This is a genomic window from Streptomyces sp. NPDC090077, assembly GCF_044747545.1.
Taxonomy (GTDB): domain Bacteria; phylum Actinomycetota; class Actinomycetes; order Streptomycetales; family Streptomycetaceae; genus Streptomyces.
Genome location: NZ_JBIVEG010000027.1, coordinates 36,060 through 49,833 on the forward strand (window position 1 = coordinate 36,060; position 13,774 = coordinate 49,833).

Annotated in this window: 10 protein-coding genes and 1 other RNA gene; 8 read left to right on the plus strand and 3 right to left on the minus strand. The window is 74.0% G+C overall.

From position 1 onward, the window contains the following. Positions 1-76 precede the first annotated feature (76 nt). Positions 77-3,124 (minus strand): FtsK/SpoIIIE domain-containing protein, encoded by a 3,048-nt coding sequence (locus tag ACIPW5_RS31685; RefSeq protein ID WP_401252310.1) that lies wholly within the window; start codon positions 3,122-3,124, stop codon positions 77-79. Between the two features lie 449 nt (positions 3,125-3,573). On the opposite strand from ACIPW5_RS31685, the gene ACIPW5_RS31690 reads away from it, so the two are divergent. Together ACIPW5_RS31690 and ACIPW5_RS31695 are read left to right on the plus strand one after the other, a co-directional pair. After that, the gene (locus ACIPW5_RS31690; RefSeq protein WP_401252313.1) at positions 3,574-5,328 is read left to right on the plus strand and encodes a protein kinase; all 1,755 of its coding nucleotides are present in this window, start codon (positions 3,574-3,576) and stop codon (positions 5,326-5,328) included. Between the two features lie 161 nt (positions 5,329-5,489). After that, positions 5,490-6,755, plus strand: coding sequence for a serine/threonine-protein kinase (locus tag ACIPW5_RS31695; protein ID WP_401252315.1), 1,266 nt, complete (start codon positions 5,490-5,492; stop codon positions 6,753-6,755). A 24-nt stretch (positions 6,756-6,779) separates the two neighbouring features. On the opposite strand, the gene ACIPW5_RS31700 is transcribed toward ACIPW5_RS31695, so the two are convergent. Next, positions 6,780-7,823 (minus strand): isopenicillin N synthase family dioxygenase, encoded by a 1,044-nt coding sequence (locus ACIPW5_RS31700; RefSeq protein WP_401252318.1) that lies wholly within the window; start codon positions 7,821-7,823, stop codon positions 6,780-6,782. A 312-nt stretch (positions 7,824-8,135) separates the two neighbouring features. Here ACIPW5_RS31700 and prfB point away from each other — a divergent pair, with 312 nt between their 5' ends. Further along, complete coding sequence (gene prfB, locus ACIPW5_RS31705) at positions 8,136-9,245, plus strand: peptide chain release factor 2 (protein ID WP_401252320.1); 1,110 nt, start codon at positions 8,136-8,138, stop codon at positions 9,243-9,245. A gap of 120 nt (positions 9,246-9,365) precedes the next feature. Here the strand turns inward: prfB and ACIPW5_RS31710 are convergent, their stop codons facing one another. Continuing rightward, on the minus strand, positions 9,366-9,554 hold the full coding sequence (locus ACIPW5_RS31710; RefSeq protein WP_007264415.1) for a hypothetical protein: 189 nt from the start codon (positions 9,552-9,554) through the stop codon (positions 9,366-9,368). Between the two features lie 229 nt (positions 9,555-9,783). On the opposite strand from ACIPW5_RS31710, the gene ftsE reads away from it, so the two are divergent. From ftsE to ssrA, 5 genes are all read left to right on the plus strand, one after another. Beyond that, entirely contained in the window at positions 9,784-10,473 is a 690-nt protein-coding gene (gene ftsE, locus ACIPW5_RS31715; protein ID WP_007264414.1) for a cell division ATP-binding protein FtsE, read from the plus strand. Positions 10,474-10,490: 17 nt separating this feature from the next. Further along, the gene (ftsX, locus tag ACIPW5_RS31720; protein ID WP_401252324.1) at positions 10,491-11,474 is read left to right on the plus strand and encodes a permease-like cell division protein FtsX; all 984 of its coding nucleotides are present in this window, start codon (positions 10,491-10,493) and stop codon (positions 11,472-11,474) included. Between the two features lie 67 nt (positions 11,475-11,541). Next, positions 11,542-12,744 (plus strand): S41 family peptidase, encoded by a 1,203-nt coding sequence (locus tag ACIPW5_RS31725; RefSeq protein ID WP_401252327.1) that lies wholly within the window; start codon positions 11,542-11,544, stop codon positions 12,742-12,744. Between the two features lie 18 nt (positions 12,745-12,762). Further along, a complete protein-coding gene (gene smpB / locus ACIPW5_RS31730) occupies positions 12,763-13,248 on the plus strand; it encodes an SsrA-binding protein SmpB (RefSeq protein ID WP_362468308.1) in 486 nt (161 codons plus the stop codon). Positions 13,249-13,333: 85 nt separating this feature from the next. Next, positions 13,334-13,722, plus strand: a transfer-messenger RNA (tmRNA) gene (ssrA, locus tag ACIPW5_RS31735). Positions 13,723-13,774: the final 52 nt, after the last annotated feature.

A 13,774-nucleotide genomic window follows, 5' to 3' on the forward strand; every position in this document is an offset into this window, starting at 1 on the left:
TGGTGTGCCGCGTGCCACAAGGTCTACGCCGACCCGCGCACCCCCGCAATACCGCGCGGCGGGCCGCCACCGCGGGTCAGGGGGTCCCGGGGAACTCCACGGGTATCGCCGACACTAGGTGGGAGGCCCGGTCGAGGGCGCTGGCCAGCAGCGCGAGGTCCGTCGGGCCGTTGCCCAGCTCGCGCACCGGCCGGCGGGCCGGCGGGTCGCCCATCCGCTCCCACTCCACCGGCACCACGGTCGGCCTCAGGGTCGCCGTGCGCGGGATCCGGCCGGTGACCCGGCCCGCCTGGAACGGCACCGCACGGCCGTCGGCGTACAGCAGCCGCCCCCGGCCGGGCCCCGGCCGGTCGGGCGCCTCCAGCTCGACCCGCAGCGTCGCCAGCCGGGCCGGCTCCGTCCCGGCGGTCCGCTCCGGGCGGGCGCTGGTCACCACCAGGTGCACGCCCAGCCGGCTGCCCTCCCGGGCGATCCCCTCCAGGATCCGCACCACCGAACCGGCGGCCGGCCGTCCCGGACTGCCCAGCGCCGGGGCCACCAGCGCGTCGAAGTCGTCCACCAGCACCACCAGCCGGGGCAGCGGGGTCGGCCCGGCGGCCGGCTCCGTGCGGGTGGCGGCCGCGCGCAGCCGCAGGGTGCCGGTGCGCGGGGAGTCGAGGTCGCCGTTCAGCTCGCCGGGGGCCGGCCGGCGGGGCGAGACCATCCGGTCGGAGAGCTCGCGGCGGGCGTGCCACTCGGCGAAGGGGACGCCGTCCAGCAGCTCGTGGCGGCGCTTCAGCTCGGAGGCGAGGGCCTGCGCGAACTCCCGCATGCGCAGCGGGTCCGAGGCCACGAGGTGGCCCGACACGTGCGGGAGCTCCGTGCACGGCAGGAGGCCCTCGCCGCGCTCCCCGCCGGCGCCGTCCAGGAGCAGCAGGCCGAGGCGGTCGGGGCGGGCCGCGGCGGCCAGGGAGGCGGCGACGGAACGCAGCAGCTCCGTCCGGCCGCTCCCGGCGGGACCCTCCACGAGCAGGTGCGGGCCGTCGTGGACCAGCTCGGCGCCGACCGGCCCGCGCCGCCCGGAGCCGAGGACGACCTCCGCGAGGCCGCCGACGTCCTGGCCCTGCTCGGTGGACTCCGCCCAGCGGGCCATCAGGGAGGCAGGGGTGGCACGGGCCAGCCCCAGCTCGTCCAGCAGCCGGGACGCCGCCGGGAGGGTCGCCGCGGCCGGGCGGGACGCACCGCCGCCGGGCTGGGCGCCGTCCGTGCGCAGCGGGGCCAGGGCCCGGGCGAACCGCTCCGCCCAGGCCGCCGAGACCCCGTCGGCCACCGCCGTGCGGCCGGAGGCGACCGGGCGGCCGCCGCTGACCGCGAAGCTGCGCACGGCCGTGGCGACGTCACCGCTGAGCAGGGCGGCCCGGCCGCAGTCGCGGAACGCGGCGGTGGCGGAGCAGGCCGTCTCGTACGTCGCGGCGACCGGGGAGGCGGCGGTGGCGGCCGGGGTCTCGGCGAGCACGAGGAGGTGGATGCCGGCGGCGGCGCCGTGCGAGGCGAGCCGTCCGGTGAGGTCGCGCAGCGCGGCCGTGCCCGGGTCGCCGTCCAGGACCACGAGCGTGCGCGGGCCCTCGTACGCGGCGGCGGCCTGCCGCAGCGCCGCGGGGTCGGCGGACGCCCAGCCGGTGCCGAGCGGGCCGTCCTCCAGCCGCCGGGTCAGCTCGGCGGTGCGGGCGGCCGCCTGGTCGCGGTCGTAGGCGAGCAGCAGCCGGCAGTCCTGGCCGTGCGCCGGCCGGACGTGGGGCAGCCAGCCGAGCCAGCCCCAGTCGCGGCGGCGCTCCGCCACGGGCCGGGCGCGGTCGGCGGCCAGCAGGACGATCTCCAGCCGGGTCGGCGCGTGCAGTCCCGCGAGCTGGGCGACCACCGACCGGGCCACGCCCGTCAGCCGGGCCCGGGGCCCGGCGAGGCCGAGCGAGCCGCAGTCGGGGAACGCGACCCGGCTGCCCGCGCCGAGGCCCGCCTCCAGGAACCGGGGGTGTCCGGGTCCGCGCGACCACAGCCGTCCGGTGGGCCCGAGCGCCGCCAGCAGCAGCGCCGCGGGGTCGTCCTCGTCCGGGGCCGCGGCCGCGGGCGCCTCGGGCCCGGCGGGCTGCCCGGGGTCGTCCTCGTCGCCGCGCACCCACTTGCGGGCCCAGGCGCCGATCCCGCCGCGGCGGCGCGGCTTGGCCCCGCCGTCCAGGGGTGCGCCGGGGTACGCCTGGTCCGGGCCGGCCGGGCGGCCGGTGCCGGTGCCTTCGGGGGCGCCGGTGCGGCCGGTTCGTGCCGGGCCCGCTGCGGGCGGGGCCGGGGGGACGGAGCCGGTGGCGCGGCCGGGCGCGCCCGGGCCGGCCGGTGTTCCGAGGACGGGCGGGCGGTGGGTGCCGGGGCGGAGTTCCGGGGTGCCGTCGGGGCCGGTGTCCCCGGCCGCGCGGGTTCCCGTACCCCCGCCGGGGGCGTCCGGCAGGCCGAGGTGGCCCTCCAGGTCCGGGACCACCGCCAGCGGCCGTTCGCCGCCCGCGGGGGCGAGGCGGAGCGTGGACTCGCCGATCCGCAGCAGCGCGCCGGGCGCCAGCGGGACCGAGGAGGCGCCGACGTCGGCGCCGTCGAGGGTGGTGCCGTTGGTCGAGCCGAGGTCGGCGACCGTGACCCGGCCGTCGGCCAGCACGGTCACCGCGCAGTGCAGCCGGGACACGTCCGGGTCGTCGAGCGGCACGTCGGCGTCGGCCGAGCGCCCGATCCGCACGGACCCGGCGTGCAGCAGGTGGACCCCGCCCGCGTCGGGGCCGGACACCACGTGCAGCTGCGGGGTGCCGGGGCCGTCCGCGGCCGGGACGGTGGCGGTGTCCGGTCCGGGGACGTGCAGGTGCAGCACCGCGCCGTCCACCAGGGGCGGTTCGCCCAGCACGGCGCGCTGCGGGTCGAGGCGGCGCGAACCGGCGTACAGCACGGTGGTGCCGCCGGTGTCGGGGCCGCCCGCGGCCGCCGCGAGTCCGGAGGCCACCGCGGCCAGCGCGGTCCCGGCGGGCGCGGTGACGAGTACGTCACAGCCGGCGGGCGCGGTGGCGGCCTGGTGGCCGCTGCGCGACCCGAGGACGGTCAGCCGGATCTGCATCGCCGTCAGCGGTCCCTTCTGCGCGGAGCGCAGTGCGCGGTGCGTGCGTGCGCCCGGCAGGGGAACGGCGGTAGCTGCCCCGCCCGATCGACCCCCGCCCGGCACGGACGCCTCGTCCGTTCAGGTCTGCCGGAAGGCAGGGCTCCCGTCCCGGCCGTTCCGTACGGGTGCATCCTCGCACCTGTCACCCGCAACACGCCCGGCGCCCGCCAATAAATGATCTTGGATCTGAGTGGCGCGGTTCGCCCACCGGTGCGAACGCGGCCACTCGGGCGGGGGGAAATCCGGTAAATGAGCCCCCGGCATACCCCGCAAAACTCACCCTTCGCACATATGTACGGCAACCAACCTCCGTCGGCCCGCGTCTTCCACGGGGACACCCCCTAGAGTTGGGCCGGAAACCCACTCGGCGGAATCAGCCGGAAAGACGACAGCAGGGAGCGCGAGACGTGCGGCCAGTCGGCAGCAAGTACCTGCTCGAGGAGCCGCTCGGACGCGGCGCCACGGGCACCGTCTGGCGCGCCCGCCAGCGGGAGACCGCCGGCGCGGAGGCCGCCGTCGCCGGCCAGCCCGGCGAGACCGTGGCCATCAAGGTCCTCAAGGAGGAGCTGGCCCAGGACGCCGACATCGTCATGCGCTTCCTGCGCGAGCGCTCGGTCCTGCTGCGGCTGACCCACCCCAACATCGTGCGCACCCGCGACCTCGTCGTCGAGGGCGACCTGCTCGCCCTGGTCATGGACCTCGTCGACGGCCCGGACCTGCACAAGTACATCCGGCAGAACGGCCCCTTCAGCCCGGTCGCCGCGAGCCTGCTGACCGCCCAGATCGCGGACGCGCTCGCCGCCAGCCACGCCGACGGCGTGGTCCACCGCGACCTCAAGCCCGCCAACGTGCTGCTCGACGAGAGCAACGGCCAGATGAAGCCGATGCTCACCGACTTCGGCATCGCGCGCCTGGCCGACTCCCCGGGCCTGACCCGCACCCACGAGTTCGTCGGCACCCCCGCCTACGTGGCCCCCGAGTCCGCCGAGGGCCGCCCGCAGACCTCCGCCGTCGACATCTACGGCGCCGGCATCCTCCTCTACGAGCTGGTCACCGGCCGCCCGCCGTTCGCCGGCGGCACCGCGCTCGAAGTCCTCCACCGCCACCTCAGCGAGGAGCCGCAGCGGCCGCCCTCCGTCCCCGAGGCGCTGTGGATCGTCATCGAGCACTGCCTGCGCAAGGAGCCCGACGAGCGCCCCAGTGCCGAGTCCCTGGCCCGCGGCCTGCGCGTGGTCGCCTCCGGCATCCGCGTGCACTCCTCGCCCGACGAGGTCGAGGCCGCCCTCGGCGTCGCCGCCCTGCTCGCGCCCGACCCCTCGCCGGCCCCGGTCCCCGGTGCCCCGGTGGCCCCCGGCTCCGCCGCCACCGCGCAGGCCGAGGCGTACGACCCGAACGCCATGACGAGCGTGCTCCCGCCGGTCGGCGGGGCCGACGCCACCACCGTGCTGCCGGCCACCGCCGGCGCCCCCGGGGGTGCGCCCGACCCGACCTCCGTCATGCCCCCGGTGCAGCAGCCCGACGCTCCGCACCCGTGGCAGTCGCAGATGCGGGCCGCCCGCGACCGCAACGAGCAGACGCAGATGCGCTACCTCGACCCCGCCGAGGACCCCCTGCGCCGCCGCCCCCAGCGCCCGGCCCCGCAGATGCCGCCGCCCCCGCAGCAGCCGCCCCGGCAGCCGCAGTACCGCCCGGCTCCGCCGCCGCAGCAGCAGTACCAGCCGCAGCCCCCGCCGCAGCAGTACGCGCAGCAGCCGCCGCAGCACTACCAGCCCCAGCAGTACCAGCAGCCGCAGCCGCCCCAGCAGCAGCCGCAGTACCGCCAGCCCCAGCCGCCGCCCCAGCAGCAGCCCCCGCAGCCTCCGCCGCAGCAGCGCCCGCCGCAGCAGGCCCCGCGCGAGCCCCGGCCGCCGCGCGAGCCGCGCCGCCGCAGCGCCAACCCGGTCCGGATCCCGGGCCTGGGCTGCCTCAAGGGCTGCCTGGTGCTGATCCTGCTGCTCTTCGTCGGCGGCTGGCTGGTCTGGGAGCTCACCCCGCTCCAGGAGTGGATCGGCACCGGCAAGGGCTGGTGGGACCAGGTCTGGAGCTGGGGCTCCGACGCCGTCGACTTCGTGAGCTCCTTCGGCAGCTCGTCGGAGGGCGGCGGAAGCGGCGGGACTCCCTGAGGCACCCCCTGACGGGCCCCCGTAGCGCCGACCTTGTGGATTTGTCGACATCCAGGACGTGATTTCGCCCGCAGAAGTGAAGGTCGCCGCGATCCGGCGACCTCAACCCCCACTCGGCCGCGTAGTTTTGGTCCGTTACGCCAGCCGCTGAGGGAGCAGTCGTGGCACGGAAGATCGGCAGCCGGTACACCGCCCACCAGATCCTGGGGCGCGGCAGCGCGGGCACGGTGTGGCTCGGTGAAGGCCCGGACGGCCCCGTCGCCGTCAAACTCCTGCGCGAGGACCTCGCGTCCGACCAGGAACTCGTCGGACGCTTCGTCCAGGAACGCAGCGCGCTCCTCGGCCTGGAGCACCCGCACGTCGTCTCCGTGCGCGACCTCGTCGTCGACGGCAACGACCTCGCCCTCGTGATGGACCTCGTCCGCGGTACGGACCTCCGCACGCGCCTCGACCGCGAGCGCAGGCTCGCCCCCGAGGCGGCCGTGGCCATCGTCGCCGACGTCGCCGACGCGCTCGCCGCCGCCCACGCGGCCGGCGTCGTCCACCGCGACGTCAAACCGGAGAACGTCCTGCTCGACATGCAGGGACCGCTCGGCCCCGGCGGCGCGCACCCCGCGCTGCTCACCGACTTCGGCGTCGCCAAGCTCATCGACTCCCCGCGCCGGGCCGCCGGAGGCCGCACCACCGCCCCCACCACCCGGATCATCGGGACGCCCGACTACCTGGCCCCGGAGATAGTGGAGGGCCTGCCCCCGCGGGCGGCCGTCGACATATACGCCCTGGCCACGGTGCTGTACGAGCTGCTGGCCGGCTTCACCCCCTTCGGCGGCGGCCACCCGGGCGCGGTGCTGCGCCGGCACGTCACCGAGACCGTGGTCCCGCTGCCGGGCATCCCCGACGAACTGTGGCAGCTGATGGTCCAGTGCCTGGCCAAGGCCCCCGCCTCGCGGCTGCGCGCCTCCGAGCTGTCGGCCCGGCTGCGGGACCTGCTGCCGCTGCTGGCCGGGATGCCGCCCCTCGACGTGGACGAGCCGGACGACGCCGACCCGGAGCCCGAGCCCGAGCGGGAGCCCGACACCGCCGCCGACCCGGTGCGCAGGCGGGGCGTGGTCCCGCTGGTGCCCGGCTCCGCCACCGACTCCAACCGGGACACCCACACCTCCATGCGGGTCCCGTGCCCGGACGAGCTGGCGGGCGGGGCGCTGGGCACCGCCCGCGTCCCCCGCCCGGCCGGAGGGCACCGGCCCGGCTCCGCCCGGCACCGGGCCGAGGCCGTCCGCAAGCGGCGCCTCGTGCTCTCCGCGTCCGCGCTGGCCCTGGTGGCGGCGGTGGGCCTGGGCAGCTGGATCGCCGTCTCCGGCGACGAGCCGACGCCCCCGCCGCGCGACGGCAAGGGCGGCCGGTCGGCCCCGTCCCAGCCCAGGTAGGACCGGCAGGGGCGGGCGCCCGGACTACACCGCGGTGAGGTCCGGGTGCCAGCGGCGGGCGACCTCCGGGTGGGCGCGGACCCAGCCCTTCAGCTCGTTGCGGCCGTACTCGGCGTGCAGCGGGTTCGAGGCGTCGTGCGCCACGCCCGGCGCCGCGTGCAGGTAGTCCCCGGGGACGGTCTCCACCACCGCGTCCAGTCGCGGGTTGTAGAAGAACGGCACCGAGAACCGCTCCACCGCCCCCGGCGGGCTGACCACCCGGTGGTCGGTGGCCCGCAGGTACCCCTCGGTGGCGATCTCCAGCAGCTCGCCCAGGTTCACCACGAACGCCCCCGGCCGCGGCTCGATGTCGACGTAGCCGCCGTCGCGGACCACCTGGAGCCCGCCCACGGAGTCCTGGAGCAGCAGGGTCAGGAAGCCGTAGTCCTTGTGCGCGCCGACGCCCTGGTCGGCGCCGGACGGGGCGGACCCGGGGTAGCGGATCAGCTTCGTGTGCAGGTGGGGGCGGTCCGCGAAGGCCGCGTCGAAGAAGTCCGGGGGAGCACCGATCGAGGCCAGCAGCTCCCGGAGCAGCCGGTGCGCCACCCCCGCCAGCCGCTCCTGCCAGCCCAAGACCGCCTCCCTCAGCTCCGGCAGCGCCGCCGGCCACTGGTTCGGGCCCTCCAGCCACAGGTACGCGGGGTCCTGCGGCCCCAGCACCGGCGCCGGCCGCTCCGCGCCCACGTCCAGCTGGTCCCGCCAGTCGGAGGCTCCGCCGGTCAGCTCGTGGCCGATGCGGGTGTAGCCCCGGAAGTGCGGCGAGTTCAGGTTGCTCACGGCCAGCCGGTCCGCCTCCGGGAGCGCGAAGAAAGCCCTGGTCAGCTCCAGGATGCGGGTGGTCTCCGCCTCGGTTATGCCGTGCCCGGTCAGGTACAGGAAGCCGGTGTCCCGGGCCGCGGCGTGCAGCTGCTCCAGGAAGTCGGGGCGCTCGGCGGGGTCGTCGGCCCGCGAGAGGTCGATGACGGCGAGGGCGGGCGCGGTCGCGGCGGCGGAGGCGGAGGAAGGGGAAGAGGGGTGCGCGGACGGCATGACGGCTCCGTTTCGGATGTCACAGGGTCCTGTGCCCCAGAGATGGCGGGGCGGGCGGGACGGACCGCCGGCAGGGATGGCGCCGGAGCCGCGGAACCGCGTGCAGGACCGAAGTCGGATCGGGGTTGATCAGGCTTGTGCTTGGTCCGGCGGCAGACAGCTCGTCGTGGTGACACGCATGTGGTCCACATGGCGGCGCTTCACGAGTAGAACGGTCATACGAGGAGCGTACGCCCGTATCGACGCTCCTCCGTACGCCCCGATCCGGCCTGGCCGGACAGTGCCGTCCGAGGACCGGCTAGGCTTGACCCTGTGGCAGTCGTCGATGTTTCCGAAGAGCTGAAGTCCCTCTCCTCGACCATGGGGTCGATCGAGGCCGTCCTGGACCTCGACAAGCTGAGGGCAGATATCGCCGTGCTCGAGGAGCAGGCCGCCGCGCCGTCCCTGTGGGACGACCCGGAAGCCGCCCAGAAGATCACGAGCAAGCTTTCGCACCTCCAGGCCGAGGTCCGCAAGACCGAGACCCTGCGCGGCCGCATCGACGACCTCGCGGTGCTGTTCGAGCTCGCCCAGGAGATGGACGACGCCGACACCCTCGCCGAGGCGGAGGCCGAGCTGGTGTCCGTCCGCAAGGCACTGGACGAGATGGAGGTCCGGACCCTGCTCTCCGGCGAGTACGCCGAGCGCGAGGCCCTGGTCAACATCCGTGCCGAGGCCGGCGGCGTCGACGCCTCCGACTTCGCCGAGCGCCTCCAGCGCATGTACCTGCGCTGGGCGGAGCGCCACGGCTACCCGACGGAGATCTACGAGACCTCGTACGCGGAAGAGGCCGGCATCAAGTCGACCACCTTCGTCGTCAAGGCCCCCTACGCCTACGGCACCCTCTCCGTCGAACAGGGCACCCACCGCCTCGTGCGCATCTCGCCCTTCGACAACCAGGGCCGCCGCCAGACCTCCTTCGCCGGTGTCGAGGTCCTGCCGGTCGTCGAGACCAGCGACCACGTCGAGATCGACGAGTCCGAGCTGCGCATCGACGTGTACCGCGCCTCCGGCCCCGGCGGCCAGGGCGTCAACACCACCGACTCGGCCGTGCGCATCACGCACATCCCGACCGGCATCGTCGTCTCCTGCCAGAACGAGCGCTCGCAGATCCAGAACAAGGCCAGCGCGATGAACGTGCTCCAGGCCAAGCTGCTGGAGCGGCGCCGCCAGGAGGAGCAGGCCAGGATGGACGCCCTCAAGGACGGCGGCAGCTCCTGGGGCAACCAGATGCGGTCCTACGTCCTGCACCCGTACCAGATGGTCAAGGACCTGCGGACGGAGTTCGAGGTCGGCAACCCGCAGGCGGTCCTCGACGGCGAGATCGACGGCTTCCTGGAGGCCGGCATCCGCTGGCGCAAGCAGCAGGAGCAGACCGCGTAACCCGCGCGACGCGTGAGCACGAGGAAGGGCCCGGACACCAGGTGGTGTCCGGGCCCTTCCCCATTACGTGTGACCCACGCGGTCACACGGTGATGCCTGCTGATCGGAACGTGCCGCGGGCTACGCGGTCCGTGCCACCAGAGCCAGCGCGGCCACCAGCACCACCAGAAGCGCGATGAGCGTCGCCGGGTTCAGCCCGGCGAAGGGGCCCTCCTGCTGGAGGCGCTCCCGGTTCGCCCGGCACACCGGACAGCGGCCCTGGCTGACGGGTGCGGCGCAGTTCGCGCACACGAGCCGGTCATATGTCATGCGCTCCTCCTCTCGTCCCCTCGTCATGGTCAACGGCACGGGGACGCGGTCCGTTCCCCCTACCACTGTGCCAGCTCCGCCGACATTCGGCGCGGCCCGTCCGGGCAATCACGGTCCGGCTCCTCCCACACCCGGGGATTTATCGGGCAACTACCGATGGCCGGGTCCCCACCCGGCGTCCGGTCGCGTATGGTCACGGTCACCTACTCCCGGCGACCGTGGTGCTCCCGTGATCCGATTCGACAACGTCTCCAAGTCCTACCCGAAGCAGAACCGGCCCGCACTCAGAGATGTCTCCCTCGACATCGCCAAGGGCGAGTTCGTCTTCCTGGTCGGCTCCTCCGGCTCCGGCAAGTCCACCTTCCTGCGGCTGGTCCTGCGCGAGGAACGGGCGACCCACGGCCAGGTGCACGTCCTCGGCAAGGACCTCGCGAAGCTCTCCAACTGGAAGGTCCCGCACATGCGGCGCCAGCTGGGGACCGTCTTCCAGGACTTCCGCCTGCTGCCCAACAAGACGGTCGCCGAGAACGTCGCCTTCGCCCAGGAGGTCATCGGCAAACCGCGCGGCGAGATCCGCAAGGCCGTCCCGCAGGTCCTGGAACTGGTCGGCCTGGGCGGCAAGGAGGGGCGCATGCCGGGCGAGCTGTCCGGCGGCGAGCAGCAGCGCGTCGCCATCGCCCGCGCCTTCGTCAACCGCCCGGCCCTGCTGATCGCCGACGAGCCGACGGGCAACCTCGACCCGCAGACCTCCGTCGGCATCATGAAGCTCCTGGACCGGATCAACCGGACCGGCACCACCGTCATCATGGCCACGCACGACCAGCAGATCGTGGACCAGATGCGCAAGCGCGTCATCGAACTCGAACAGGGCCGGCTCGTGCGCGACCAGTCGCGCGGCGTCTACGGCTACCAGCACTGAAAGGCCCCTGAGACGTCATGCGCGCCCAGTTCGTCATGTCGGAGATCGGCGTCGGCCTCCGCCGCAATCTCACCATGACCTTCGCGGTCATCATCTCCGTGGCCCTGTCCCTGGCCCTGTTCGGCGGCTCCCTGCTCATGCGCGACCAGGTCAGCGCCATGAAGGGGTACTGGTACGACAAGGTCAACGTCACCGTCTACCTCTGCACGAAGAACGACGCCCTGGACGCGGCAGGCGCCGCCGCCCCGGCCGCCGCCGGGGCACCGGCCTCCTCCGGCACCACCGCGGTCAGCGGCCGGCCCTGCTCCAAGGGGGCGGTCACCCCCGAGCAGAAGCAGGGCATCGAAGCCGAGCTGAAGAAGATGGACCTCGTCCAGACCGTCATGTACGAGTCCTCGGACGAGGCCTACAAGCACTACAAGGAGCGCTTCGGCCACACGGCCCTGGCCTCCGTCGTCACCCCCGACCAGATGCCCGACTCCTTCCGGGTCAAGCTGAAGAACCCGGAGAAGTACGAGGTCATCACCTCCGCCTTCGCCGGGCGCGACGGCGTCCAGTCGGTCGCCGACCAGTCCACCGAGCTCGACAACCTCTTCGCCCTGCTCGGCACCCTGAACTGGGCGGCGCTCGGCATCATGCTGGTCATGCTGATCGTGGCGCTGCTGCTGATCGTCAACACGGTGCGCGTCTCGGCGTTCAGCCGTCGGCGGGAGACCGGCATCATGCGGCTGGTGGGGGCCTCCGGCTTCTACATCCAGGTGCCGTTCATCATGGAGGCGGCCGTGGCCGGCCTCATCGGCGCCGTCTTCGCCTGCGGGATGCTCGGCACGGGCCAGTACTTCGTGATCGACCACGGCATCGGGCTCCGCGACAAGCTCCAGCTGATCAACTTCATCGGCTGGGACGCGGTCCTCGCCAAGCTGCCGCTGGTGCTCGTCATCGGGCTGCTGATGCCCTCGCTCGCAGCGTTCGTCGCGCTGCGCAAGTACCTGAAGGTATGACGAGCGCCTCCTGCGGTCTCCCGGCAACCGGGCCTGCCGCAGCGGGGCTTGTCCTAGACTCGGCGACATGCCGGGTCTGCCCGCCTTCTGTCTCCGGCCCCGCGACCTGCGTCGCGGGGCCGTCCTGACGCTGGTCTTCGCCGTCTGCGTGGGGACCGCCGCGGCCACCGGATGCTGGTCCCCGCACGAGGCGGACGAGCCGCACACGGCCTTCCTGGCGGGCGTCGGCGAACCCGACCCGACCCCCGTGCCCGGCCCGGGCACCGGTACCGGCACCGCCGACCGGGAGGCCGTCGCCCGCGCCGCCGCCGAGGCCGTCGCCGAGGGCAAGTCGGGCAAGAAGGCCGCCCAGGAGGTCGTCAGCCGCAGTGGCGACCGCTGGGGCACCGTCTACGACCGGGGCGAGTACGCCGCCTTCGCGGAGGAACTCGACGGCCGCTGGACCGGGGTCGGGCTCTGGGCCGGACGTCGCGGCGACGGCCGGATCGAGGTCGACCGGGTCCAGCCGGACAGCCCCGCCGACCGGGCCGGCCTGCGCGCCGGGGACCGGCTGCTGAGCGTGGACGCCCGCAGCGTGACCGGGCTGGCGGTGCCCGACGTGGTGGCGCTGCTGCGCGGGGAAGCCGGCACTCCGGTGGTGCTCGGCCTCAGCCGGGACGGCGCCGACCTCACCGTCGGCGTCCGGCGCGCGCAGCTGCGTACCGAAGCGGTGACCGTACGCCGCCTCGCGGGCGGCATCACCGTGATCAAGGTGTCCTCCTTCACCCGGGGTTCGGGGGAGCGCGTCAGGACGGCCGTCCGCGAGGCACCGCCCGGCGGCGGGGTGATGCTGGACCTGCGCGGCAACCCGGGCGGGCTGGTCACCGAGGCGGTGGCCGCGGCCTCCGCGTTCCTGGACGGCGGGCTCGTGGCCACGTACGACGTACGCGGCTCCGAGCGCGCCCTGTACGCGGACCCGGGCGGGGACACCGCCCGCCCCCTGGTGGCGCTGGTCGACGGCGGCACGATGAGCGCGGCCGAGCTGGTCACCGGCGCCCTCCAGGACCGCGGCCGGGCGGTGACGGTGGGCACCCGCACCTTCGGCAAGGGCTCGGTGCAGATGCCGACCGAGCTCCCGGGCGGCGCGGTCGCGGAGCTGACGGTGGGCACGTACCGCACTCCGGCGGGCCGCAGCCTCGACGGCGGGGGCATCACCCCGGACCTGGCGGCCGGCGACGGGGCGGAGGAGCGGGCCCGCACGGTATTGGGTGGCCTCGGGGTGGGGTCGTAGTGCGAAAATGACCGCACTATGGCTAAGGAAAAAGGGCGCAAGCTGATCGCCCAGAACAAGAAGGCCCGGCACGACTACGCGATCATCGACACCTACGAGTGCGGGATCGTCCTGACCGGCACCGAGGTCAAGTCCCTGCGCCAGGGCCGGGCCTCGCTGGTGGACGGCTTCGTGTCGGTGGAGGGCCGCGAGGTCTGGATGTACAACGTGCACGTGCCGGAGTACAGCCAGGGCACCTGGACCAACCACAGCGCCCGCCGCAAGCGCAAGCTCCTCATGCACCGCGAGGAGATCGACAAGCTGGAGCGCAAGTCGGAGGAGTCGGGCCACACGGTCGTCCCGCTGTCCCTGTACTTCAAGGACGGCCGGGCGAAGGTCGAGATCGCGCTGGCGAAGGGCAAGAAGGAGTACGACAAGCGCCAGACCCTGCGCGAGAAGCAGGACACGCGCGAGACGCAGCGGGCGATCTCGGCGGTCCGGCGCAAGCAGCGGGGCACGGTTTAATCTCCTGGCACCCGGTGGTCCACTTCGCGTACCATGGGGTTCAGCACCGCCCCTCCGGGGTCGGCGCTGTTTGATAACACAACATGGGGATGATCGGTTTCGACAGCGGCTGTCGATGCAGGGGAAGCGAGCCGAGGAAGCGGCAATGATCTCGCTAACCACATGTCGCAAAAAATAATCGCCAACTCCAAGAGCGATAACTCCCGCTTCACCCTCGCTGCCTAATAACAGTGAGCTGAAGCCTCTGTGAGGAGCGTCAGCCCGGAAGTGGTCCCGGTCCGGATCCTGGCGTCAACTAGGGATCTAAACCTCTAGCCCCGGTCACGGGGGTTGGAGGGAAATCAAACAGTGACTGAGCCCGTCGGAGACTTGTCCGTGTGATCTCCGGGGCCGAGAAAATCGCAGCGGACTGCGCTCGGAGAAGCCCTGCTTCTGCACCGTTGGACGCGGGTTCGATTCCCGCCATCTCCACTCATCCCATGTGGGCGAAGGCCCCGCAGCCGCTTGGCTGCGGGGCCTTCGTCAT

Bases quoted from the DNA above. Each gene is read 5' to 3' on its own strand.
- ftsX (WP_401252324.1), top strand. From the start codon at position 10,491: ATGCGCGCCCAGTTCGTCATGTCGGAGATCGGCGTCGGCCTCCGCCGC.
- smpB (WP_362468308.1), top strand. From the start codon at position 12,763: ATGGCTAAGGAAAAAGGGCGCAAGCTGATCGCCCAGAACAAGAAGGCC.
- ACIPW5_RS31700 (WP_401252318.1), bottom strand. From the start codon at position 7,823: ATGCCGTCCGCGCACCCCTCTTCCCCTTCCTCCGCCTCCGCCGCCGCG.
- ACIPW5_RS31685 (WP_401252310.1), bottom strand. From the start codon at position 3,124: ATGCAGATCCGGCTGACCGTCCTCGGGTCGCGCAGCGGCCACCAGGCC.
- ACIPW5_RS31710 (WP_007264415.1), bottom strand. From the start codon at position 9,554: ATGACATATGACCGGCTCGTGTGCGCGAACTGCGCCGCACCCGTCAGC.
- ACIPW5_RS31725 (WP_401252327.1), top strand. From the start codon at position 11,542: ATGCCGGGTCTGCCCGCCTTCTGTCTCCGGCCCCGCGACCTGCGTCGC.